The sequence below is a fragment of the Burkholderia sp. FW306-1C-G01B genome, from assembly GCF_058781685.1.
Genome location: NZ_JBYSWZ010000015.1, coordinates 58,227 through 81,349, shown reverse-complemented (window position 1 = coordinate 81,349; position 23,123 = coordinate 58,227). Strand labels below are relative to the sequence as shown.

General features: G+C 67.9%; 17 protein-coding genes and 1 tRNA gene. 6 read left to right on the top strand and 12 right to left on the bottom strand.

Annotated elements, in window-relative coordinates; all coding sequences use genetic code 11:
• Window positions 1-112 precede the first annotated feature (112 nt).
• Window positions 113-4,315: an ATP-dependent RNA helicase HrpA gene (hrpA, locus tag AC3WLY_RS26930; RefSeq protein WP_492309316.1), complete on the bottom strand. Its 4,203-nt coding sequence runs from the start codon at window positions 4,313-4,315 to the stop codon at window positions 113-115.
• 23 nt (window positions 4,316-4,338) lie between these two features.
• Between hrpA and argA the strand changes: the two genes are divergently transcribed.
• Window positions 4,339-5,718, top strand: a complete 1,380-nt coding sequence (gene argA, locus AC3WLY_RS26925) for an amino-acid N-acetyltransferase (RefSeq protein WP_072436978.1) — start codon at window positions 4,339-4,341, stop codon at window positions 5,716-5,718.
• Window positions 5,719-5,769: 51 nt separating this feature from the next.
• Window positions 5,770-6,045: an oxidative damage protection protein gene (locus tag AC3WLY_RS26920; RefSeq protein WP_006478357.1), complete on the top strand. Its 276-nt coding sequence runs from the start codon at window positions 5,770-5,772 to the stop codon at window positions 6,043-6,045.
• A 108-nt stretch (window positions 6,046-6,153) separates the two neighbouring features.
• Here the strand turns inward: AC3WLY_RS26920 and AC3WLY_RS26915 are convergent, their stop codons facing one another.
• The 3 genes from AC3WLY_RS26915 to AC3WLY_RS26905 form a co-directional block, all read right to left on the bottom strand.
• On the bottom strand, window positions 6,154-7,566 hold the full coding sequence (locus AC3WLY_RS26915) for an MFS transporter (protein ID WP_175961268.1): 1,413 nt from the start codon (window positions 7,564-7,566) through the stop codon (window positions 6,154-6,156).
• Between the two features lie 102 nt (window positions 7,567-7,668).
• On the bottom strand, window positions 7,669-8,877 hold the full coding sequence (locus AC3WLY_RS26910; protein ID WP_175961269.1) for a CaiB/BaiF CoA transferase family protein: 1,209 nt from the start codon (window positions 8,875-8,877) through the stop codon (window positions 7,669-7,671).
• Window positions 8,874-10,625, bottom strand: coding sequence for an acyl-CoA dehydrogenase family protein (locus AC3WLY_RS26905; RefSeq protein ID WP_492309317.1), 1,752 nt, complete (start codon window positions 10,623-10,625; stop codon window positions 8,874-8,876). The genes AC3WLY_RS26910 and AC3WLY_RS26905 overlap by 4 nt, the downstream gene beginning before the upstream one ends.
• A 173-nt stretch (window positions 10,626-10,798) precedes the next feature.
• Between AC3WLY_RS26905 and AC3WLY_RS26900 the strand changes: the two genes are divergently transcribed.
• Window positions 10,799-11,701 (top strand): LysR family transcriptional regulator, encoded by a 903-nt coding sequence (locus AC3WLY_RS26900; protein ID WP_492309318.1) that lies wholly within the window; start codon window positions 10,799-10,801, stop codon window positions 11,699-11,701.
• Between the two features lie 25 nt (window positions 11,702-11,726).
• Here the strand turns inward: AC3WLY_RS26900 and AC3WLY_RS26895 are convergent, their stop codons facing one another.
• From AC3WLY_RS26895 to AC3WLY_RS26880, 4 genes are all read right to left on the bottom strand, one after another.
• Window positions 11,727-13,145, bottom strand: coding sequence for an amino acid permease (locus tag AC3WLY_RS26895; RefSeq protein ID WP_492309319.1), 1,419 nt, complete (start codon window positions 13,143-13,145; stop codon window positions 11,727-11,729).
• A gap of 91 nt (window positions 13,146-13,236) precedes the next feature.
• Window positions 13,237-14,304, bottom strand: a complete 1,068-nt coding sequence (locus tag AC3WLY_RS26890) for a porin (protein WP_492309320.1) — start codon at window positions 14,302-14,304, stop codon at window positions 13,237-13,239.
• Window positions 14,305-14,378: 74 nt separating this feature from the next.
• A complete protein-coding gene (locus AC3WLY_RS26885; RefSeq protein WP_310141574.1) occupies window positions 14,379-14,765 on the bottom strand; it encodes a RidA family protein in 387 nt (128 codons plus the stop codon).
• Between the two features lie 33 nt (window positions 14,766-14,798).
• A complete protein-coding gene (locus AC3WLY_RS26880; protein ID WP_492309321.1) occupies window positions 14,799-16,013 on the bottom strand; it encodes an amino acid aminotransferase in 1,215 nt (404 codons plus the stop codon).
• 191 nt (window positions 16,014-16,204) lie between these two features.
• Between AC3WLY_RS26880 and AC3WLY_RS26875 the strand changes: the two genes are divergently transcribed.
• The 3 genes from AC3WLY_RS26875 to cysC all read left to right on the top strand — a co-directional run bounded on the left by AC3WLY_RS26875 (window position 16,205) and on the right by cysC (window position 17,761).
• Entirely contained in the window at window positions 16,205-16,687 is a 483-nt protein-coding gene (locus AC3WLY_RS26875; RefSeq protein ID WP_175961275.1) for an Lrp/AsnC family transcriptional regulator, read from the top strand.
• Between the two features lie 82 nt (window positions 16,688-16,769).
• Window positions 16,770-16,844, top strand: a tRNA-Val gene (locus AC3WLY_RS26870).
• A gap of 374 nt (window positions 16,845-17,218) precedes the next feature.
• Window positions 17,219-17,761 carry an adenylyl-sulfate kinase gene (cysC, locus tag AC3WLY_RS26865; RefSeq protein ID WP_310141567.1) on the top strand — a complete coding sequence of 181 codons (543 nt, stop codon included), beginning with the start codon at window positions 17,219-17,221 and terminating at the stop codon, window positions 17,759-17,761.
• Window positions 17,762-17,974: 213 nt separating this feature from the next.
• On the opposite strand, the gene AC3WLY_RS26860 is transcribed toward cysC, so the two are convergent.
• From AC3WLY_RS26860 to hutG, 4 genes are all read right to left on the bottom strand, one after another.
• Complete coding sequence (locus tag AC3WLY_RS26860) at window positions 17,975-19,372, bottom strand: aspartate aminotransferase family protein (protein WP_492332731.1); 1,398 nt, start codon at window positions 19,370-19,372, stop codon at window positions 17,975-17,977.
• A gap of 28 nt (window positions 19,373-19,400) precedes the next feature.
• Complete coding sequence (locus AC3WLY_RS26855) at window positions 19,401-20,738, bottom strand: glutamine synthetase family protein (RefSeq protein ID WP_175964147.1); 1,338 nt, start codon at window positions 20,736-20,738, stop codon at window positions 19,401-19,403.
• 12 nt (window positions 20,739-20,750) lie between these two features.
• Window positions 20,751-21,557: a gamma-glutamyl-gamma-aminobutyrate hydrolase family protein gene (locus tag AC3WLY_RS26850; protein WP_175964148.1), complete on the bottom strand. Its 807-nt coding sequence runs from the start codon at window positions 21,555-21,557 to the stop codon at window positions 20,751-20,753.
• Between the two features lie 746 nt (window positions 21,558-22,303).
• A complete protein-coding gene (hutG, locus tag AC3WLY_RS26845; protein WP_072436964.1) occupies window positions 22,304-23,101 on the bottom strand; it encodes an N-formylglutamate deformylase in 798 nt (265 codons plus the stop codon).
• Window positions 23,102-23,123 lie beyond the last annotated feature (22 nt).

Below are 23,123 nucleotides of genomic sequence, written 5' to 3'. Positions count from 1 at the left end.
CGTTGCGCCACTTCGACGCATGCCGCGGCGCCGGACAGGCCGGCGCCGCGGCATGCGCCGTGCGGGCAGCCGGGGCCGGCCGCCGGTGCGGGCCCGGAGAACCGCTGTTGCGCTAACGCTGCATTGACTCCCAGACCTTGTGCAGACGCTTGACAGAGACCGGCATCGGCGTGCGCAGTTCCTGCGCGAACAGCGAAATTCGCAGTTCCTCGAGCAGCCAGCGGAATTCCGCGAGCCGCGGATCGGCGACGCCGCCGCGCTGCGACACCGCGCGCTGGTACTGCTGAGCGAGCGGCAGCAGGTCGGCTGACTGCTTCGCGTCGCGCGCCGGATCGGCCTTCAGCTTGTCGATCCGCAGCGCGATGCCCTTCAGGTAGCGCGGGAAGTGCGCAAGCTGCACGTAAGGCGTGTCGATCACGAAGCGCTTGCCGACCAGCGCGGCGAGCTGCTGCTGCAGATCCGCGTGGGCCTGCGCGAACGGCTTCGCCTGCGCGAGTTTCTTCACGAGTCCCGCATATTCGGCGAGGATCTGCCCGACGAGCCGCGAGATTTCCTGAGCGAGCAGGTTCAGGCGGCTGCGGCCCTCGTCGCGCCGCGCGTGGAAGCTCGCGTCGTCGTCGGGCAGCGGATCCTGCAGGCACGCGCGGTCGAGCGCCGTGTCGATCAGCTGGTCGCGCAGCTCGTCCTGCGTGCCGAGCGACATGTACTGCATCGCCATCTCGCGCAGGCCCGGCAGGTTCTTCTCCAGGAACTTGATCGGCTCCTTCAGCTGCAGCGCGAACAGCCGCCGCAAGCCGGCCCGATGGATGCGCGCGGCCTCCTCCGGCGAATCGAACACCTCGACGTCGCAATGCGTGCCGCGATCGACGAGCGCCGGGTAGCCGTACAGCGTCTGGCCGCGCCGGCGGATCTCCAGCAGCTCGGGGAGCTTGCCGAAATTCCACGTCGTCAGGTTCTCGTACAGCGCCGTCGCGCCGGCTTCCGCCGCAGCCGCCGTCTGCGGCGCCGCGCCCTTGCCGGCCTTCGCACCGCGGCCGGCGGCACCGGCCGTGGCGGCAGGCGCCGTGGCCTGGCCGGCTGCCGGACCGGCATCGGCCTCGCCGCCGGTCGAGATCGTCGACGCCGCGGCGATCTTCTGGAACTGCTGCTGCGCCTGCGCGCCGAGTTCCTGGCGAAGCTGCGCGAGATTGCGCCCCATCGCGAGCTGGCGGCCGTGCTCGTCGATCACCTTGAAGTTCATGAACAGGTGCGCGGGCAGCGTCTCGAGCTTGAAGTCGGCCGTCTTCATCGCGACCTGCGTCTCGCCGCGCACGTCGGCGATCAGCGCCTCGACGAGCCCGCCCGCGCCGAAGCGCTCGCGGCCCATCCGCTCGACGAAGCCGGCCGCGTACTCGGGCAGCGGCACGCAGTGGCGGCGCAGCTTCTGCGGCAGCGACTTCAGCAGCAACTGCACCTTTTCCTTCAGCATCCCCGGCACGAGCCACTCGCAGCGGCGCGCGTCGACCTGGTTCAGCGCGTACAGCGGCACCGCGAGCGTCACGCCGTCGCGCGGCGTGCCGGGCTCGAAGTGGTACGTGAGCGCCATCTCGACGCCGGCCATCGTCGCGCGCTTCGGGAACAGCTCGGTCGTCACGCCGGCCGCCTCGTGGCGCATCAGGTCGTCGCGCGACAGGTACAGCAGCCGCAGCTTGTCCTCGGGCTGGCCGCCCTGCTTCACCTCGTCGCGATACCAGCGCTCGAACGCGACGCCCGTGTGGATCCCTTCCGGAATCGCCTGGTCGTAGAACGCGTAGATCAGCTCGTCGTCGACCAGCACGTCCTGCCGGCGCGACTTGTGCTCGAGCTGCTCGATGTCGGCGAGCAGCTTGCGGTTGTGCGCGAAGAACGCGAGCTTCGTGTCGAACTCGCCTTCGACCAGCGCGCCGCGGATGAACAGCTCGCGCGCGCGCGCCGGATCCTGCCTGCCGAACGCGACGCGGCGGCGGTGGTAGATCGGCAGCCCGTACAGCGTCGCGCGCTCGTACGCGCTGACCTGCGCCGGGCGCTTTTCCCAGTGCGGCTCCGACAGCGATTTCTTCAGCAGGTGCGCGCCGATCTTCTCGACCCATTCGGGCTCGATCTTCGCGAGGCAGCGCGCGTACAGCCGGCTCGTCTCGACGAGCTCGGCCGCCATCACCCAGCGGCCGGCCTTCTTCGCGAGCACGGAGCCCGGCCACAGGTAGAACTTGATCCCGCGCGCGCCGAGGTAGTGCGGATCGTCGTCGGCCTTCAGGCCAAGGTTGCCGAGCAGGCCCGTCAACAGGGCCAGATGGACCTGTTCGTAGGTCGCCTCGACTTCGTTGAGCCGCCAGCCATGCTCGCGCACGACGGTCAGCAACTGCGAATGGACGTCGCGCCACTCGCGCAGCCGCAGATGCGACAGGAAGTTCTGCCGGCACGCGTCGACCAGCTGGCGGTTCGACTTCTTGTGCGCGACGGCTTCCTCGAACCACGCCCAGATCTTCAGCCACTGCAGAAATTCGGAACGCTCGTCGGCGAACCGGCGGTGCGCCTGGTCGGCCTGCTCCTGCGCTTCGATCGGCCGATCGCGCGGGTCCTGCACGGACAGCGCGCTCGCGATGATCAGCACCTCGCGCAGCGACTGCTGGTCGCGCGCGGCGAGAATCATCCGGCCGACGCGCGGGTCGAGCGGCAGCCGCGCGAGTTCGCGGCCGAGCGGCGTCAGCGCGTTGTCGTCGTCGACCGCGCCGAGCTCGTTGAGCAACTGGTAGCCGTCCGCGATCGCGCGGCCGGGCGGCGGCTCGAGGAACGGGAACGATTCGATCGCCGTCAGGTGCAGCGATTTCATCCGCAGGATCACCGACGCGAGCGACGAGCGCAGGATTTCCGGATCGGTGAAGCGCGCACGCGCCTGGTAGTCGCTTTCCTCGTACAAGCGGATGCAGACGCCGTCGGCCACGCGGCCGCAGCGGCCCGCGCGCTGGTTCGCCGCAGCCTGCGAGATCGACTCGACCTGCAATTGCTCGACCTTGTTCCGGTACGAATAGCGCTTTACGCGTGCGAGACCGGTATCGACGACGTAGCGGATGCCCGGCACCGTCAGCGACGTTTCGGCAACGTTGGTCGCGAGCACGATGCGGCGCGCGTTCGACGCCTTGAACACCTTGTCCTGGTCGGCCGCCGAGAGCCGCGCGAACAGCGGCAGGATCTCGGTGTGCGGCGGATGGTGCTTGCGCAGCGCCTCGGCCGCCTCGCGGATCTCACGCTCGCCGGGCAGGAACACCAGCACGTCGCCCGGGCCTTCGCGACACAGCTCGTCGACCGCGTCGACGATCGCGTCCATCAGGTCGCGCTCGGCCTCGCGCGCGGTCTTCACGCGGTCGCGGCCGGCCGTGCCTTCGGCATGCTTCACGGCCGGGCGATCCTCGGCCACCGGGCGGTAGCGCATCTCGACCGGATACAGCCGCCCGCTCACCTCGATCACGGGCGCCGGGCGCTCGTCGCTGCCGAAATGGCGCGCGAAGCGATCGGCGTCGATCGTCGCGGACGTGACGATCAGCTTCAGGTCCGGCCGCCTCGGCAGGATTTCCTTCAGGTAGCCGAGCAGGAAGTCGATGTTCAGGCTGCGCTCGTGCGCCTCGTCGATGATCAGCGTGTCGTACGCCTTCAGCAGCGGGTCGGTCTGCGTCTCCGCGAGCAGGATGCCGTCCGTCATCAGCTTCACGGACGCGCCCGGCGCGAGGTTGTCGGTAAAGCGCACCTTGTAGCCGACCACCTCGCCGAACGGCGTGCCGAGCTCCTCGGCGATCCGGCGGCCGGTCGACGACGCGGCGAGCCGGCGCGGCTGCGTATGGCCGATCAGGCCCGTGCCGCCGGCGCCGAGGCCGCGGCCGAGATCGAGACAGATCTTCGGCAACTGCGTGGTCTTGCCCGAGCCGGTTTCGCCGCAGACGATGACGACCTGATGACCGGCGATCGCGCGCGCGATTTCGTCGCGCCTGCCCGACACCGGCAGGCTTTCGGGGTAGGTGATCGGCGGGACGGGATTGGGCGCGACGGCGGCGCGCGGCGCACGCTCGCGGCGCGGAGGGCGTGCATCCGCTGCGCGGGGCGCATCCGCCGCCGCGGCCGGCTGGCGCGCATCGCCGCGGCGTTCGTCGCCGCGCGGCCCGCGCGGCGGCTGGCCCGCCTGCTTTTCCTGCTGCTGGCGCGGCGGCCGGCCCTGCTGCTCGCGCGCATCGGCCGCACCATCCGGGTGCCGGGCCGACGGCGCTTTGGCCCGCGTCGGCGCGGGACTTTTAGGTACATTCGACATGGGGGCGCATTATAATCCCGCCCATGAATTCCCAAACCGACCTCCCTCCCGCCCAGACCGGCGCCGCGACGCCGCCGGCCGCCGACGATTCGGCCGCCAGCCACGCGCAGTTCGTCGACTGGATGCGCTCCGTCGCGCCCTATATCCACAAGTTCCGCAACAGCACGTTCGTCGTGGGGTTCGGCGGCGAGGTGGTGCAGCAGGGGCTGCTGAACGCGCTCGTGTCCGACATCGCGCTGCTGCAGGCGATGGGCATCCAGATCGTGCTCGTGCACGGCTCGCGCCCGCAGGTCGAGGAGCAGCTGAGCCTGCACGGTGTCGAATCCGAGTTTTCGCACGGCCTGCGCATCACCGATGCGCGCGCGCTCGAATCCGCGAAGGAAGCGGCCGGCGAAGTGCGTCTCGACATCGAGGCCGCGATCAGCCAGGGTCTGCCGAACTCGCCGATGGCGCACGCGCACATCAGCGTCGTGTCGGGCAACTTCGTGACCGCGCGGCCGGTGGGGATTCTCGACGGGGTCGATTTCGCGCATACGGGCATCGTGCGCAAGATCGACGCCGAATCGATCCGCCATTCGCTCGCGAGCCGCAAGCTCGTGCTGCTGTCGCCGCTCGGCTTCTCGCCGACCGGCGAGGCATTCAACCTGTCGATGGAAGACGTCGCGTCGGCCGCCGCGATCGCGCTGCGCGCCGACAAGATCGTGTTCCTGACCGACGGCCCCGGCATCGTCGACGACGAAGGCGGGCTGATCCGCGAAATGTCGCTCGACGCGGCGGCGGAGCTGCTCGATTCCGGCAACATCCAGGGCGACGACGCGTTCTTCCTGAAGCACTCGATCCGCGCGTGCCGCGGCGGCGTGACGCGTGCGCACCTGATTCCGCAATCGCTCGACGGCAGCATGCTGCTCGAACTGTTCCTGCACGACGGCGTCGGCACGATGATCTCGTACGAGAACCTCGAAAGCCTGCGCGAAGCGACGCCGGACGACGTCGGCGGCATCCTGTCGCTGATCGAGCCGCTCGAGACGGACGGCACGCTGGTGCGGCGCGGCCGCCACCAGATCGAACGCGACATCGACCACTTCTCGGTGATCGAGCACGATGGCGTGCTGTTCGGCTGCGCGGCGCTGTATCCGTATCAGCAGGAGAAGATCGGCGAGATGGCGTGCCTGACGGTCGCGCCGGAAGCGCAGGGCTCGGGCGACGGCGAACGCCTGCTCAAGCGCATCGAGCAGCGCGCGCGCGCGCGCGGCCTCACGCACATCTTCGTGCTCACGACGCGCACCGAGCACTGGTTCCTCAAGCGCGGCTTCGTCAAGGTCAGCGTCGACGACCTGCCGGAAGACCGCCGCAAACTCTATAACTGGCAGCGCAAGTCGCTCGTGCTGATGAAACAGCTCTGAGCGGCGCAAGACGCCCGCCCTCCCCCAGTCCGATTACAGGAGAAGTACACGATGGCCCGTATGATTCAATGCGCGAAGCTCGGCAAGGAAGCCGAAGGTCTCGATTTCCCGCCGCTGCCGGGCGAACTCGGCAAGCGCATCTATGAAAGCGTCTCGAAGGAAGCCTGGCAGGGCTGGCTCAAGCAGCAGACGATGCTGATCAACGAAAACCGCCTGAACATGGCCGACCCGCGTGCACGCCAGTACCTGATGAAGCAGACCGAGAAGTACTTCTTCGGCGACGGCGCGGACCAGGCGTCCGGCTACGTGCCGCCGACGGAAGGCTGATGACGTGATGCGCGGAATCGGCAGCCTGCCGGCCGCGTGATCCAGAGAAAACGGCACCGTGTATCGCACGGTGCCGTTTTTCATTTGGGGTCGCGCGATCGACGCGACTCAACCGGCCGGTTTCAGCGCGCCGCCGTCGCCCGGCTGCTGCGGCCCGCCGCTCGCGCTTTCGGCGCTTCCGCCTTCGGTACCCCATTCCGCGGCATCGCTGCGCTCGGCGCTCGACAGCTCGTCCGCGCGATAGCCGGTGCGGTTCAGCAGCGCCAACATGCAAATGAGCGACACGAGCGCGTAAAGTCCCGACGCGACCGCGACGCCGACGATGCTGCCGGTCGAATTGAGGATCGCCTGCGCGAGCACGGGCGTGCCGCCGCCGACGACGAGCGCGCTCAGTTGATACGCGAGCGACAGGCCCGTATAGCGGATGTTGGCCGGAAACACGCGCGCGAGCACGCCGCCGACCGCGCCGTAGAACATCGCGGACGGAATCGTCGAGATGCACATGCCCGCGACGGCCACCCAGTACGAGCGCGTCGCGAGCGCATGGAACATCACGGGCATCAGCACGATTTCCGGAATCAGGATCCAGCACATCGCGCGCCGCATGTCGATCTTCGACACGAACCACGCGCCGACCGGCTGCATCAGGAACTGCACGACGAGCGAGATCGACAGGATGCCGAGGAACGTGCCCTGCGCGTAGCCAAGCTCCTTGGTCGCCCACGACAGCGCGAACGTGCTGCGGAAATACGTGACGTTGATCACCGGCAGCGTGCCGGCCGCGAGCAGCACGACCACCCAGTGATCGCGCACGACGTCGCGCAGCGGCAGCTTCACCGTGCGCTTGCGCGCAAGCACGCGCTGCATGTCGGCCGATTCCTCGAGCTTCAGCCGGATCACCATGCCGATGATCACGAGCACCGCCGACAGCAGGAACGGAATGCGCCAGCCCCACATCAGGAAGGACGGCGTCGGCAGCGCGCTCAGCGCGAAGAACGCGGCGGTCGCGAGCAGGTTGCCGGTGGGCGAGCCCTGCTGCGCGAACGCCGCATACAGGATGCTGCGGTGCTTCGGTGCGTTCTCGCTCGCGATCAGCACCGCGCCGCCCCACTCGCCGCCGACCGCGATGCCCTGCAGCACGCGCAGCACGACGAGGCCGGCCGGCGCCCATACGCCGATCTGCGCATAACCTGGCAGCAGGCCGATGCCGGTCGTCGCGAGGCCCATCATCACCAGCGTGATCACGAGCGCGGTCTTGCGGCCGACGCGATCGCCGAGATGCCCGAACACGATTCCGCCGAGCGGCCGCGCGGCGAAGCCGGCCCAGAACGTGACGAACGCGAGCAGCGTCGCGACGCCCGGGTCCATCGTGCTCGAAAAGAACACCTTGCCGAACACGAGCGCCGCGGCCGTGCCGTAGATGTAGAAGTCGTACCACTCGATCGTGGTGCCGACGAACGCCGCGAAGGCGGCGCGGCCGGGCCGCGGCTGAACGGCGGGCGGGGATTGCGGACGGCTCATCGATGTCTCCAGGTTGGTGTTCGGGGGCGCGACTGCCGCGCGCCTTTCCCGGTTGGCCGGCATTGCGCCGCCGGCCGGCGGCGTCGTGTCGGTCGGGTGCGCCTAGTCGGGCACCTGGCCGGGTGTCGTTTTCAGCACGCCGGCATCGAGCAGTTGCTGCTGAAGCGTGCGATCGACGCCGAGCCGATCGAGCACCGCGCGCGTGTCGCGGCCGAGCGCGGGCGGCGGCGTTCGATAGGTGGCCGGCGTGCGCGACAGCTTCACCGGCGACGCGGTACCGCGATACGCGCCGATCTCGACGAACAGGTTCCGGTGCAGCGCATGCGGATCGTGCGCGACGTCGGCCACCGTTCGCACCGGCCCGCACGGCACGCCGGCCGCCATCAGGTCACGCGCGAGCGGCTCGCAGGCATGCGCGGCGAGCCGCGCTTCCAGTTCGGCCTTCAGCTCGGGCCGGTGCGCGCAGCGGCTGCGGTTGTCGACGAAGCGCGGATCGCCCGCGAGCGCCGGCGCGCCGAGATGCGCGACGAGCCGCGCGAACTGCCGGTCGTTGCCGACCGCGAGGAAAATCGGCACGGTCGACGTGCAGTAGCTGTCGTACGGCGCGATGTTCGGATGCGCATTGCCGCTGCGCGCCGGGACGCGCCCCGAGCCGAAGAAGTTCGGCAGGTGCGGATGCAGCAGCGACACGCCGCAGTCGTACAACGCGATGTCGATCGACTGCCCGCGCCCGCTCTTCTCGCGCTCCGCAAGCGCCAGCAGGATGCCCGCGAGCGCGTTGAGCCCCGTGACCATGTCGACGATCGGCAAGCCGATGCGCGTCGCGTCGCCGTCGCGCTCGCCGTTGACGCTCATCAGCCCCGCCATCGCCTGGATCACCGCGTCGTAGCCGGGCAGCCCGCCGAGCGGACCGTCTGCACCGAAACCCGTCACCGCGCAGTGGATCAGGCGCGGGAAGCGCGGCTGCAGGTCGCGCGCATAGTCCATTCCCCAGCGCGCGAGCGTGCCGGGCTTGAAGTTCTCGACGAGCACGTCGGCGTCTTCGAGCAGGCGCCACAGGATCGCGCGCCCTTCTTCGCGCGACAGGTCGAGCGCGAGCCCTTCCTTGTTGCGGTTGACGCCCATGAAGTACCACGCGGTGTCGCCGAGGAACGGCGGCCCCCACCCGCGCGTCTCGTCGCCGGCCGGCGGCTCGATCTTGACCACCGTCGCGCCGTGGTCGGCCAGCGCCTGCGTGCAGTACGGGCCGCCGAGCACGCGGCTCAGGTCGACGACCTTCAGGCCGTCCAGTGCGCCTCGCGTCGCGCTCATCGCTCGACCTCCGGCAGCAGGTCGAGCGCCGTGTCGAGCGCGATCGGCGTGCCGCGCAGCAGCGCGTCGAATGCGGCCGATTCGTCGTCGCGCGACGCCGGCGCGAACGGATCGACCGGCAGCAGCTTGTGGCGCACGACCAGGTGCGCGAGCGCGAGGCGCCGGAAATCCGGCGCAAGCCGCACGCCCTCGCAGGCCATCAGCACGGCCGCGCTCGTGTAGTACAGCGCGGAGGCGGCCTGCCGCACGCGCGAATCGTCGCCTTCGGCCGCGACCCGCGCGAGCGCATCGCATGCGCGCGCGAGAACGCGCCGCAGCGCCTCGCGGCTCGCGTCCGGCAGCGGCGCCGCGCCGAGCCGGTCGCCGAGGAACGCGCGCAGCGCGTCGAGCGCGTGCTCGCGCTGCGCGGCCCGTGCGACGTCGAGCGCGACGATGTTGCTCGTGCCCTCCCAGATCGAGCCGAGATGCGCATCGCGCACGACCCGCGCATCGCTCCACTCTTCGATGTAGCCGGTGCCGCCGCGCACTTCCATCGCATCGCCCGTCACGCGGCGCGCATCGCGGCACGCGCGGAACTTGATCAGCGGCGTCAGGATCCGCACGCAGCGCGCGGCCTGCTCGTCGCCCGCATCGGCCTGCGGCAGCAGCAGCGCGATCTGCATGAACATCGCGCGCGCGGCCTCGGCCGGCAGCAGCATCTTCATCAACTGGCGCTGCATCAGCGGCATCTCGATCAGCTTGCGGCCGAAGGCCTCGCGGTGCGCGGCGACGTGCAGCGCCTCGTTCAGCGCGCGCCGCATCAGCCCGGCCGCGCGCACGCCGTTCGACAGCCGCGACATGTTGATCATGTCGGCCATCTGGTGGAAACCGCGACCGATCTCGCCGATCAGGTAGGCCTGCGCGCCTTCGAGCGCGATCTCGCCGCTCGCCATCGAACGGCTGCCGAGCTTGTCCTTCAGTCGCACGATCCGGTAACGGTTGCGCGTGCCGTCCGGCAGCGTCTTCGGCAGCAGGAACAGCGCGAGACCCTTGATGCCGTCCGGCGCGCCGTCGGGCCGCGCGAGCACCATCGCGAGATCGGCATCCGCGTTCGAGCAGAACCACTTGTCGCCGGTCAGGCGCCAGACGGTCTCGCCGTGCGCGTCGGTCTCGCGCGCCGCGCGCGTCGCGATGCGGCCGACGTCGGAGCCGGCCGCCTGCTCGGTCATGAACATCGCACCCTGGTACAGCGTGTCGAAGTCGCGCGACGCGAGCATCGGCAGGTAGCGCGCGACGAGCGCCGGATCGCCGAAGCGGCGCAGCGTGCGCGTCAGCGAATCGGTCATGCTGACCGGGCAGCACAGCCCGAATTCCGCCTGCACGAACAGGAACGTCAGCGCGTACTTGACGAGCGGCGGCACGGATTCGGACCGGTGGCTCAGCGCCGCGAGCCCGAGCTCCGAATACGCGACGCGTTCGAGCGCGACATACGCGGGATCCTTGTCGATCCGCTGCACGGCCTCGCCGCGCCGGTTGCGGTGCTCGAGCACGGGCGGGTGCTTGTCCGCGCGCGACGCCCATTCGTCGAGCTCACCCGATACGCGCGCGCCGAGCGCACGGAGCTGCGGTTCGAGTTCGGCATAGTGCGCGTCGCCGAGATGCAGCTTCAGCAACGCGCCGAGATCGGGATCGGCGGCGAAGAAATCGATGCCCCGGCTGTCGGGGATGTTGGATGCGCCGGTATCCGGCGTTCGGGTGGTGTCGTTCATGCGTGCGTCTCCTGGGTTGCCTGCACGTCGGCCGGAGCGGGCGCCGCGGCGCCCGGCCGGCCTCGTGCCAAGGCTTCCGCAGAGCGTAGGCGTGCGATCGATAAGCGTCCAATACAGGATTTATCCGGTACGATAGATATCGCTTATCGATGCCAACGCCGGGAGGCGACACCATGGAACTGAGGCAGTTGCGCTACTTCGTGGCGGTCGCCGAGGAGTTGCATTTCGGGCGCGCGGCGAAGCGTCTGTACATCTCGCAGCCCGCGCTGAGCTTCGACATCCGCAAGTTCGAGGACGCGCTCGGCGTGCAGCTTTTCTCGCGCACCAACAAGACCGTCGCGCTGACCAACGCGGGCGAGGTGCTGCTCGGCGAAGCGCGCCGGCTGCTGCTGCAGGCAGCCGAGGCCGAGCGCCTGACGGTGCGCTCCGCGTCGGGCCTCGCGGGCCGGCTGCGGATCGGCTTCGTCCATTCGATGCTGTATCGCGGGCTGCCCGATGCGGTGCGGCGCTTCGAGGCCGACTATCCGGGCGTCGAGGTCGTGCTGAGCGAGATGAACACGCACGCGCAGGTGCAGGCAATCCAGCGCGGCCAGATCGATCTCGGTTATGCGCACTGGGGCCATTTCCCGCCCGAGGTCGAATCGGCGCCCGTCTATGCGGAGCCGTTCGTATGCTGCCTGCCGGCCGCGCATCCGCTCGCACGTCGCAAGCAGGTCGCGCTCGCCGCGCTCGCGGCGGAACCGTTCATCCTGTTTCCGCGCGACGCCGCGCCGCACTATCACGACCTGATCATCGCGCAGTGCGTGAACGCGGGATTCAGCCCGCTGATCCGCCACGAGGCGCGGCTGTGGCAGACGATCCTGTCGATGATCGAGTTCGGGATGGGCATCGCGCTGGTGCCGCGCGTGCTGCAGCAGGTGAAAAGCGACCGGCTCGCGTTCCGGCCGCTGAAGGACGCGTCGCTCGAATCGCGCACGCTCGCGCTGAAGCGCAGCGGCACCGCCGAACCGGTGGCGCTGCGCTTCGCCGACTACGTGCGCGCGTCGATCGACGCACTGCCCGCGCTCGCGGGCTGAGCAGGAGCACGGCTCCGCTACTTCGCTACTTCGCTTCGGGCTGCAGCACCGGCTGCGCACGCCGATACCACACCGCGTACACGACCGACAGCGCGACCAGGAACGGAATGCCGAAGATCAGCGTCATGTGGAATTCGGCCGTGAAGTAGGTCGTCACCATCACCGCGAGCATCAGGCCCGCGCCGAGCAGCGTCAGCAGCGGAAAACCTCGCATCCGGAACGCGGGCGCCGGCAGGCCGAGCGCCGCGCGGCGCCGCCGGAAACAGTAATGCGTGACGAAGATCATCATCCACGTGAACAGCGCGCCGAACATCGACACCGCCATCATGATCGTGAACGACGCGTCCGGATACAGCACGCTCAGCACCGTCGCGAGCGCGATGCCGAGCGTCGACAGCATCAGCGCGCCGAACGGCACGCCGCGCGCGTTCACTTCGCCGAGCGCCTTGGGTGCGTGCCCCGCGCGCGACAGGCTGAACATCATCCGCGTCGTGATGTAGAGCTGGCTGTTCATCGCGGACAGCGCGGCAACCAGCACGACGAAGTTGATCAGCCCGGCCGCGCCCGGCAGGCGGATCGCCTCCATCACCTTCACGAACGGGCTTTCGTCGCGCCCCGCCGCCGTCCACGGGACGATCGCGAGCATCAGCGCGAGCGTGACGAGGTAGAACAGCACGAGCCGCACGATCGTCGAGCGGAACGCACGCGTAACCGCGCGCTCGGGATCCTCCGCTTCGCCGGCCGCGACCGCGATCATCTCGATGCTCAGGTAGCTGAAGATCGACACGATCACCGCGACCCACGTCCCCCACGGGCCCTTCGGAAAGAAGCCGCCGCGATCCGTGTAATGGTGGAAGCCCGCGCGTGCCGCGCCGTCGCCGACCAGCCCCGGATTGCCGAACACGACATACGCGCCGAGCACGATGAAGCCGACGATCGCCGCGATCTTCACGACCGAGAAACCGTATTCGACCGCGCCGAACACGTCGACGCTGCGCGCGTTGACGAACACCAGCAGCGCCGAGAAACCGACGATCCACAGCCAGCCCGGCACGCCGGGCAACCAATACTTCATGTACAGCGCGATCGCGGTGACCTCGGTGCCGACCGCGAGCACGATGCACGCCCAGTACGCGTAGCGCACGAGGAACCCCGCCCACGGGCTCACGTAATGTTCGGCGTACGCGCCGAACGAACCGGATGTCGGGTGCGCGACCGTCATCTCGGCGAGACAGCCCATCAGCAGCAGCGAGATGAATGCGCCGATCGCGTAGCTGACGAGCACGCTCGGGCCCGCGAAGCCGATCGCGAAGCCGCTGCCGAGAAAAAGACCGGTGCCGATGGCGCCGCCGATCGCGATCATCGCCATCTGCCGCGCGGAAAGCGTGCGGCGCAGACCTTGCTCGCGCGCCGCGATATGCTGGAATTGCCCTTCTGATTGCATCGAATGACCTCGTTCGAAAGCGATTGTCCGGTCGAAACGTCGGCGGCGCGCGGGCCGGCGCCGGACCGGCCGGCCGCCGCGCGCCGCGGGTTCAGAACAGATGGCGCAGGCCGGCCGCGATGCCCGTCTGGTTGCCGCGCCCGGACATTTCGGTGAATGCGCCGCCGGTCACGCGGTTGTAGTCGACCGTCGCGTAGACCTGCGTCGCCTTCGACAGCGCGTACTCGGCCTCGAGCACGCCCGTATAGCGCTTGCCGCCGTTGCCGGCGACGCCGTTGACGTTGCGGATGTCGTCGTAATACGCGACGCCCGTCACCGACACCGCCGGCGTGACCTTGACGCTCGCGCCCGTGTAGAAGATCGCGTCGCGGCGCGGGTTGTCCGCGAACGACCCGTAGCTCACCTGGCGGCCCGGCGCGTTCAGCAGCGTCTCGTCGAGCACGCCCGAGCGATCGATGCCGCCGAGATAACCCGCGTACAGCGTCGCCGCACCGAACGCGTAGCGCGCGCCCGCACCCCACGCCTGCTGCGCGCGGCTCTTCAGGTCGCGCACCTGCTGGTACGTCGCGCCGACCATCAGGCCGCCCTGCGTGTACGACACGTGCGTGCCCCAGTATGCATTCGCGCCGAGGCTGCCCGCGACGCCGCCGAAGCCGTAGCTCGCGCCGACGTTCAGCCCGCCGAACGTGCCGTCGTAGCTGACGACGTTGCTCGCGCGGCCTTGCGTGAGGAAGTACGGCCACATGTTGGCCGTGTAGTTGCCGACCGTCAGCGGATCGAGATCGCCGAACAGGTTGAACGCCTCGGTCGCCTGGCGACCGAGCTTCACGGTGCCCCAGTCGCTCGCGAGGCCGACATACGCGTAGCGGCCGAACAACGCACCGTCGAGCTGCCCGTTTTGCGGCTCGAAGCCGCTCTCGAGCCGGAAGATCGCCTGCAGCCCGCCGCCGAGCGCTTCGCTCCCCTTAAGCCCCCAGCGGCTGTTCGTGATCGCGCCGTTGGTCATCTGCACGCTCGCGTCGTTCGACGCGTCGGCATGCGTCGTGTAGCGGATGCTCTGGTCGACGATGCCGTACAGCGTCACGCCGCTCTGCGCCATCGCGCCGCTCGCGGTGAGCGCGGCCATCATCATTGGCAGTGCGAATCGATAGGTCTTCATCATGCTCTCCTCCAGTCCTGTTCTCGTTTCTCGATGATTGTGGTAACTGCACGCCGCGCAACGCGGCGTTCCTGCTAGATGCGCGCCACGGGCAGCGCGACGTACGCGACGAGCTCGACGCACATCGCCGGATGCGCGAAACCCTGCACGCCGACACACGTACGGTTCGGATACGGTTCGCGGAAGTGACGCCGGTATTCGGCGTCGAATTCGGGCATCGCCTTCACGTCGGACAGGTAGACGAGCACCTGCGCGACATCGTCCATCGTCGCGCCGGCCGCCGCGACGGCCTTCGCGAGATTCGCGAGCGTGACGCGCGCCTGCTCGGCCATCGTGTCGCCGACGATCGCGCCGGACGCAGCGACCGGCCCGTGACCGGTAAACATCAGCCCGCCCGCGCGGGTCGCCCACGAGAACGGTTGCGCGAGCTGCGGCAAGTCGACCGGGATCGTTTCAGCCATCGTTTGTCCTCCTTATGATCTGGATCGGGACGCTCAGGCGGCGTGGCGCGACGCACCGCCGAGCACGTCGGCGATCGCGTTCGCGACATGGTCGACGTTCGCGTCGTTCAGGCCCGCGATGCACATGCGGCCCGAGCGCAGCAGATAGACGCCGTGCGATGCCCGCAGCCGGTCGACGTCGGCCGCGGCGATGCCCGTATAGCTGAACATCCCGCGCTGCGCGACGAGCGCGTCGAACGCGCGTCCCGGCAGGCGCGCATCGAGGCGCGCCTTCAGCTCGCCGCGCATCCGCTTGATGCGCGTGCGCACCTGCGCGACTTCGTCTTCCCAGCGCGCGCGCAGCACGTCGTCGTTCAGCACCGTCGACACGAGCTGCGCACCGAACAGCGGCGGGCTCGAATAGGTACGTCGCACGCCGGCCTGCAACTGGCTCAGCACCGTCGCGGCCTCGCCGTCGTTCGCGCAGACGATCGACAACCCGCCGACGCGCTCGCCGTACAGCGAGAAGTTCTTCGAGAACGAGTTGCCGACGATCGCCGGCAGCCCCGCATCGACGATCGTGCGCACGGCCCATGCGTCATCGGCAAGACCGTCGCCGAAACCCTGGTACGCCATGTCGAGGAACGGAATCAGCCCGCGCCGCGCGAGCACGTCGATCACCGCGCGCCATGCATCGCGGTCGAGGTCGAGCCCTGTCGGATTGTGGCAGCACGGCTGCAGCAGCACGACGCTGCGCGCCGGCAACGCGTCGAGCGTCGCGAGCATCGCGTCGACGCGGATGTCGTTGCGCGCTGCGTCGTAGTACGGATACGTGTGCACGTCGAGGCCGGCCGCCGAGAAGATCACGCGATGGTTGTCCCACGTCGGGTCGCTGATCCAGATCGCGCTGTCGGGGAAATAGCGCTTCACGAATTCCGCACCGAGCCGGATCGCGCCCGATCCGCCGAGCGTCTGCAGCGTCGCGATGCGCCCTTGCGCGAACGCCGCGCAATCGTCGCCGAACACGAGACGCTGCACGCCCTGTCGATACGCGGCGAGCCCTTCCATCGGCAGATACGTGTGCGGCGCACCGGCTTCGCGCACGCGCCCGGCCGCGATGCGCGTGCTGTCGAGCACCGGAATCCGGCCCGCGTCGTCGTAGTAGAGGCCGATGCTCAGGTTGACCTTATGCGGATGCGCATCCTGCTGGAACGCCTGGAACAGCGACAGGATCGGATCGCCCGGATAGGCGGGAATGTGTTCGTACATGGCGGAATGACGGTAAAGATTGAAGGCGGCGGCACGACCGGCGACATCGCGTTGCGTCGGGCCGTGCGGTCGAGGCATGGGGCGCATGTTATCGAGGACGAAATAGAATGAGCTTCATTTTTCGATGACGAACCGGCCCGATTGCAGTAGAGTCTGCGATTCTCGTCTCAAAATTCACCGGATTCTGCGAAATGACTCTGGATCGAACCGACATGCGAATCCTCCGGCACCTCGAACGTGACGGACGCATCAGCAATCAGGACCTCGCGAACGCGGTCGCGCTGTCGCCGTCGGCGTGCCTGCGGCGCGTGAAGCTGCTCGAGGAACGCGGTGCCATTTCGGGGTATCGCTGCACGATCGAGCCGAAGAAGGTCGGCGTCGCGTTCGAGGCGCTCGTGCATGTGTCGATGCGGCCGGACGTGCCCGAGTGGCACGACCGGTTCGTCGAGGCGATCCAGCAGTGGCCGGAAGTCATCGCGGCGCAGATCGTGACGGGCGGATCGAACTACGTGCTGACGGTTCGCGCGCGCGACCTCGATCACTACTCGGACTTCGTGATCAACCGGCTGCACCGCGCGGCGGGCGTGATGTCGATCAATTCGAGCATCGTGCTCGCGACGCTCAAGCGCGACGGTTCGATCCTCGATCTCGTCGAGCCGTCGACGGCTGGCTGACCGATCGTTGCGCGGGCCTGAAAAAAATTTGCAGAAAGGGCTTTACGAACCCCAAAAGCTCTGACATAATTTCAGCTTCTTTGGGCGGTTAGCTCAGCGGTAGAGCACTGCCTTCACACGGCAGGGGTCACTGGTTCGATCCCAGTACCGCCCACCAAAGAATTCAAGGGCCTGCGTCTCACGACGCAGGCCCTTTTCGTTTTGGTACTCGGCATTCACTACCCGCTCGCCCCTCCCCCGGCACGCATCCGCTGCTTCGAACTCGATCAGCATGCTCGCTGCCATTGCCGGCGCCTTTATCTGACCTGCAGGTCCAGCTTCCGCACAAAGTTCAGACATATATTCAAACCATCACCAGGCTTTCAGCACGAAAAAAAACGAAAATTACCAGTGTAACTTTTGGTAACTGTTTAGTAACATTTGTAGAAATCCGGATGCATAGAATCGTTACGCCATATAACTGCCAGCCGAATCGGCATCGCATTCAGGCATGACTTGCGATGGTGGGCTGGCGATAGAAATTTCACACCCATGTCACCACAGAAGAACGGCTGCACCCTGTGGCTTACCGGCCTGAGCGGCGCCGGCAAGTCAACCCTCTCGCGCGAAATTGCCGGGAAGTTGCGCGCGCGCAATATTCCGACCTGCATACTCGACGGAGACGAATTGCGGGCGGGCGTTTCTCCCGATCTCGGCTTCACGCGGGAAGATCGCACCGAAAACTGTCGTCGCACCGCCGAAATCGCGAAATTGCTCAATACCCAGGGCTTTACCGTAATCGTCGCCCTGATCTCGCCTTACGAAGCCGACCGGCAGCGGGCACGGCAAATTGTCGGCGCGGACCGGTTCATCGAGGTCTACCTGAAAACCGATATTGCAACTTGTTCCGCACGAGATCCGAAGCAGCTTTATGCAAGAGCGATCACCGGCCAGACGACGCGATTTACCGGCATCTCGGACCCATACGAAGTACCAACCGCTCCCGATCTCGTCGTTGAAACGGGAACGATGGATATCGCCTCTTCGGTAGCGCTCGTCATGGATTTCGAGCGGCAGCGATTCGCGCACGCGTAATCCCGGTCCGTCGTTATTTCACATCCAGGTGACGCGCTGCCCGCTTTCCAGCGATCGGGCCGGCCTCAAGGGCCGACCCGGGAACGCCGGGCAGCGTCGCCAGAACCTCACGCCTATCCGGCCCGCCGGAATTCATCGAATCTCCGTCGATAATGACGCACCGCGCTGCCGCATGATTGCGGCCGCACGCGCGTCGCGTCAATCGTTGCGCGACTACCCCACTCGCTCCGCCGTCGCGTCGAACGCGCGCGTCGCCTTGTCGACGATCTCGTCGACCTCCGCCTCGCGAATCACGAGCGGCGGCGACAGCAGCATTCGGTCGCCGGTCGCGCGCATGATCAGGTTGCCGTTGAAGCAGAAGTCGCGGCAGAGCGTGCCGATATCGACATCCGCACCGAATCGCTCACGCCGGCCGCGGTCGCGCGCAAGCTGAACGCCGGCGACCAGCCCCGTTCCCGCAATCTCCCCGACGATCGGATGGTCGCCCAGCGCGTCGCGCAGCCGGCGCTGGAAATACGGACCGATGTCGTTCTTCACGCGCTCGACGATCCCTTCGTCGCGCAGCAGCTTCAGGTTTGCGACCGCGACGGCCGCGGCGACCGGATGGCCCGAGTACGTGAGGCCGTGGTTGAATTCGCCGTTGTCGATGATCGGGCGTGCAACCCGCTCGTGGATCCCGACCGCGCCCATCGGCACATAACCCGACGTGAGGCCCTTCGCCATCGTGATCAGGTCCGGTTCGAAGCCGAAGTGCTGGTGCGCGAACCATTCGCCGGTGCGGCCGAAGCCGCCGATCACTTCGTCGGCGACCAGCAGGATGTCGTACTTGCGGCAGATCCGCTGGATTTCCGGCCAGTACGTCGACGGCGGGAAGATCACGCCGCCCGCGCCCTGGAACGGCTCGCCGATGAACGCCGCGACGTTCTCCGCGCCGAGTTCGAGAATCTTCGCTTCGAGCTGCTGCGCACGCGCGAGGCCGAACGCTTCGGGCGTTTCGCCCGGCTGCGCTTCGCCGAAGAAATACGGCTGATCGATATGCACGATGTGCTCGACCTTCGACGGCATCTGCTCGTGCATGTAGCCCATCCCGCCGAGCGTGCCGCCCGCGATCGTCGAGCCGTGGTAGCCGTTCTTGCGCGAGATCACGTACTTCTTCTGCGGCTTGCCCTGCACGCGCCAGTACTGGTGTACGAGGCGCAGCACGGTGTCGTTGCCTTCCGAGCCGCTGTTGCAATAGAAGAAGTGGTTGAAGCCGGCGGGTGTCACTTCCGCGAGCATTGCTGACAGTTCGATCACCGGCGGGTGCGTCGTCTTGAAGAAGGTGTTGTAGAACGGCAGTTCCCGCAGCTGGCGATACGCTGCATCGGCAAGTTCCTTGCGGCCGTAGCCGACGTTCACGCACCAGAGGCCGGCCATCCCGTCGATGACCTTGTTACCGTCCGAGTCCCACAGGTAGACGCCGTCGGCCTTTACGATCACGCGGCTGCCCGAGCGGTTCAGCGCGCCCATGTCCGAGAACGGGTGGATGTGGTGCGCGGCGTCGAGCGCGCGGTATTCGGCGGTCGTGTGCGCGGCCGGTCGCGGTGAAACGGCTTCGTTTCGGTCGGTCATGTTTCCTCCGTAAAGCAGTGCCGCACGCTCATACGTGCAGCAGCAGATGCCGGCGCTCCCACGAGCTGATCACGCGGAAGAACGCTTCGTATTCGGTTTCCTTCAACGCCAGGTAGGCCTTCACGAACTTGTCGCCGAGGATGCCGGCGAGCGGCTCGCACGCGGCCATCAACGAGATGCCCTCCTCGAGATTGCGCGGCAGCTGGTACGGCAGGTCGTAACCGTCCGATGCGATCGGCTCGGTCGGCGCGAGCTGCTGCGTCATGCCGAGATAACCGGCGGCGAGCGTCGCCGCGAACGCAAGGTACGGGTTGCAGTCGACGCCCGGAATCCGGTTCTCGATGCGTCGCGCCACGGGGCTCGACTGCGGGATGCGGAAGCCGACCGTGCGGTTGTCGTAACCCCACTGCACGTTGATCGGCGCGGCCATGAAGCGCGACAGCCGGCGATACGAGTTGATGTACGGCGCGAAGATCGGCATCAGCGCCGGCGTGTATTTCTGCAGACCCGCGAGATAGCTGTGGAACAGCGGCGACACGGCGCCGTCTTCGTCGGCGAACAGGTTGCGCCCCGTGCGCGCGTCCGCAAGGCTCTGGTGGATGTGCATCGCGGAACCGGGCTCGCCCTCCATCGGCTTGGCCATGAACGTCGCGTACATGTTGTGCCGCAGCGCGGCCTCGCGCACCGTGCGCTTGAACAGGAACACCTGGTCGGCCAGCGGCAGCGCGTCGCCATGCACGAAGTTGATCTCCATCTGCGCGGCGCCGACTTCGTGGATCAGCGTCTCGATATCGAGGCCCTGCATCTCGCAGTACTCGTAGATGTCCTCGAACAGCGGATCGAACTCGTTGACGGCCTCGATCGAATACGACTGACGGCCGGTCTCCGCACGCCCCGTGCGGCCGACGGGCGGACGCAGCGGCAGGTCCGGATCGGCGTTCATGTCGACGAGATAGAACTCGAGTTCCGGTGCGACCACGGGCTTCCAGCCCTTCGCGTTGTACAGGTCGAGCACGCGGCGCAGCACGTAGCGCGGCGAAATCTCGACGGGCGAGCCGTCGAAATGCACGCAGTCGTGGATCACCTGCGCGGTCGGATCGACAGCCCACGGAATCAGGCAGATCGTCGACGGATCGGGCACGCACACCATGTCGGGGTCGGTCACGCCGGTCAGCGAGCCGTCCTCCGGATAGTCGCCGGTGACGGTCTGCACCATCACGGCCTGCGGCAGCCGCATCGATTCGCCGGATTCGAATTTGTTGCGCGGGATGATCTTGCCGCGCGCGATGCCGGCCATGTCGGGAATGATCGCCTCGACCTCGGTGATGCGGTGTTGTCGCAGGAATTCGCTCAGTTCGGGTTGCATGATCGGCCTCTTTCAGTCGACGTCGGATGCGGCCTGCGACGGCGTCGCGCCGCCGGCCGCATGAATGCGATGCGTCATGCGCGCGCGGCACGCCGCGCCGAATGCCGCGAAGATGTCGCGCGACAGCGGCTGTTCCGCGAAACGCCATTCGGGATGCCACTGCACGCCGAGCGCGAACGCGCGCGCGCCGCGCACGCTGACGGCCTCGACCAGTCCGTCGGGCGCGCTCGCTTCGACGACGAGCCCCGCGCCGAGACGCGCGATGCCCTGGTCGTGCAGCGAATTGACCGTCGCCTCGTGCGCGCCGCGCGCGACCCGCTGCAGCAGGCCGCCCGGCGCGAGCTGCACGACGTGCGCGGGGCCGTACTGCCGTTCGAGCGGATCGGCCGCCCGCTCGCGATGGTCGTCGAAGCCGGTCGTCGCGTGCAGCCGCTGATGCAGCGTGCCGCCGTACGCGACGTTCAGCTCCTGCATGCCGCGGCAGATCGCGAGCACCGGCACGCCGGCGTCGATCGCCGCGCGGATCAGCGGCAATGCGGTCGCATCGCGCGCGGGATCGTGCAGCGTGTCGGGCGCGCTCGCAGTGCCGCCGTAATGATGCGGCTCGACGTTCGAGTAGCTGCCGGTAAACAGCAGCCCGTCGACCGCCGCGACAATCGCATCGGCCGGCTGGCGCGCGCCGAGCGCGGGCAGCACGAACGCAAGCGCGCCTGCGCCGTCGACGAGCGCGGCAAGGTATTTCTCGCCAGCCGTGTGATTCGGATGCGCACCGCGCAGGATACGGTCGGCGGTGACGGCTACGATCGGGCGAGCACGCATGGGCGCTTCTCCGGTGATCGCGCGCAACTCGTTCGCGCGCGGGACGACAAGGGTCCGCGGTTGCGCCGCACGCGCGCACCACGACGCGACGCATGGGCATGCGCGATCCCGCCGCGCGGACAATGCGGCAACAGGCGATGCAGCCCGGGACGAAAGCGGAAAAGGACGCTAGGGCAACAACGATGCGCTGCCGTCGCACTGCACCGCGCTGAACACGTGCGCGGTCACGAGGTTGTAGCGGCGCAGCACGCGATGGGAAACAGCGAATAAACGAGGCTCGCGTAAAGGGGCGGCACGCGTGCCGCGATCAGCATGCCGGATCGGCCCGGCCTGAGGCGGCGCGCCCGCCGACGGACTTCGGGTCCGGCGTATCGAAGGGCTGGCGGCTTTCACGATCGTACTCGACTGACTGACGGATGCAGGACACGTGTCGCGATGAAGCGCATGCGGCAATGCCGCGCGGCGACACGTCGGCAAGGTGTCTCGCAACGGATTCCGGCGCGGTGCGGCCATGATCGATGGCTCCGCCGCCGGTGCGCGCGCGAGACGACTTCCTGACATTCAGCTTATATCACCTAAAAATTGCGTCAAATTTTCAGGTCCCGATGACGATATCGATCAGACAAAAAAACGGCATCGATCGCCGGGATCGATGCCGTGTTGTGCATTGCGTCGGCGCACATACTGCGCGCCGGCGGGCTGCCGCCCGCTGCTCCGCCGCGCCGCCGCAAGCGGGCGGCCCGTGCTCAGCGATACGCGAGCGCGGTTTCGACGAGCGTCTGCAGCAGCGGCACGATCCGCGCTGCACGCGCTTCGTCGTACGCGTAGGGGCGCGTCTCTTCCATGTAGGTGATCTGCGACAGCTCGAGCTGCACGGCTTCGACACCGGTGTCGGGCACGCCGTAGTGACGCGTGATGTAGCCGCCCTTGAAGCGTCCGTTCGCGACGGCCGTATAACCGCCATGTGCGAGCACGCGCTCGGCCAGTGCCTCCGCGAGGCCCGGCGCTGCGCTCGCGCCGCCCGACGTGCCGAAGTTGAAGTCCGGCAGGCGGCCTTCGAAGAAGCGCGGCACGTGCGAGCGGATCGAATGCGCCTCCCACACGAGCACGCGGCCGTGCTCGCGCTTCAGGCGCGCGACCTCGCCCTGCAGCGCGTCGTGATACGGACGCCAGTAGCGGTCGCGGCGACGCATGATCTCGTCGTTGCCGGGCAGCGCGTTCGCCGGATACAGCGGCGCCTTGTCGAACGTATCGACCGGCACGAGCCCCGTCGTGTCCTGCCCCGGATACAGGTTCTCGTTGTCCGGCGGACGGTTCAGGTCGACGACGTAGCGCGCATGCGACGGCACGAGGATCGATGCGCCGAGGCCCGCCGCGAACCCGTACAGCCGCTCGAGATGCCAGTCGCAATCGTCGACGAAGCGCGCGTCGGGCGTCATCGTCGCGGCGATGTCGTCGGGGATGTGCGTGCCTGCGTGCGGAATCGAGATCAGCAGCGGCAGCGTGCCCTGCTTCAGCGTAATTACAGCCGGTTGTTCAGTCATGTCGCATCACCGTTAGAGTCTG

Bases quoted from the DNA above. Each gene is read 5' to 3' on its own strand.
- hrpA (WP_492309316.1), bottom strand. From the start codon at position 4,315: ATGTCGAATGTACCTAAAAGTCCCGCGCCGACGCGGGCCAAAGCGCCG.
- argA (WP_072436978.1), top strand. From the start codon at position 4,339: ATGAATTCCCAAACCGACCTCCCTCCCGCCCAGACCGGCGCCGCGACG.
- AC3WLY_RS26920 (WP_006478357.1), top strand. From the start codon at position 5,770: ATGGCCCGTATGATTCAATGCGCGAAGCTCGGCAAGGAAGCCGAAGGT.
- AC3WLY_RS26915 (WP_175961268.1), bottom strand. From the start codon at position 7,566: ATGAGCCGTCCGCAATCCCCGCCCGCCGTTCAGCCGCGGCCCGGCCGC.
- AC3WLY_RS26910 (WP_175961269.1), bottom strand. From the start codon at position 8,877: ATGAGCGCGACGCGAGGCGCACTGGACGGCCTGAAGGTCGTCGACCTG.
- AC3WLY_RS26905 (WP_492309317.1), bottom strand. From the start codon at position 10,625: ATGAACGACACCACCCGAACGCCGGATACCGGCGCATCCAACATCCCC.
- AC3WLY_RS26900 (WP_492309318.1), top strand. From the start codon at position 10,799: ATGGAACTGAGGCAGTTGCGCTACTTCGTGGCGGTCGCCGAGGAGTTG.
- AC3WLY_RS26895 (WP_492309319.1), bottom strand. From the start codon at position 13,145: ATGCAATCAGAAGGGCAATTCCAGCATATCGCGGCGCGCGAGCAAGGT.
- AC3WLY_RS26890 (WP_492309320.1), bottom strand. From the start codon at position 14,304: ATGAAGACCTATCGATTCGCACTGCCAATGATGATGGCCGCGCTCACC.
- AC3WLY_RS26885 (WP_310141574.1), bottom strand. From the start codon at position 14,765: ATGGCTGAAACGATCCCGGTCGACTTGCCGCAGCTCGCGCAACCGTTC.
- AC3WLY_RS26880 (WP_492309321.1), bottom strand. From the start codon at position 16,013: ATGTACGAACACATTCCCGCCTATCCGGGCGATCCGATCCTGTCGCTG.
- AC3WLY_RS26875 (WP_175961275.1), top strand. From the start codon at position 16,205: ATGACTCTGGATCGAACCGACATGCGAATCCTCCGGCACCTCGAACGT.
- cysC (WP_310141567.1), top strand. From the start codon at position 17,219: ATGTCACCACAGAAGAACGGCTGCACCCTGTGGCTTACCGGCCTGAGC.
- AC3WLY_RS26860 (WP_492332731.1), bottom strand. From the start codon at position 19,372: ATGACCGACCGAAACGAAGCCGTTTCACCGCGACCGGCCGCGCACACG.
- AC3WLY_RS26855 (WP_175964147.1), bottom strand. From the start codon at position 20,738: ATGCAACCCGAACTGAGCGAATTCCTGCGACAACACCGCATCACCGAG.
- AC3WLY_RS26850 (WP_175964148.1), bottom strand. From the start codon at position 21,557: ATGCGTGCTCGCCCGATCGTAGCCGTCACCGCCGACCGTATCCTGCGC.
- hutG (WP_072436964.1), bottom strand. From the start codon at position 23,101: ATGACTGAACAACCGGCTGTAATTACGCTGAAGCAGGGCACGCTGCCG.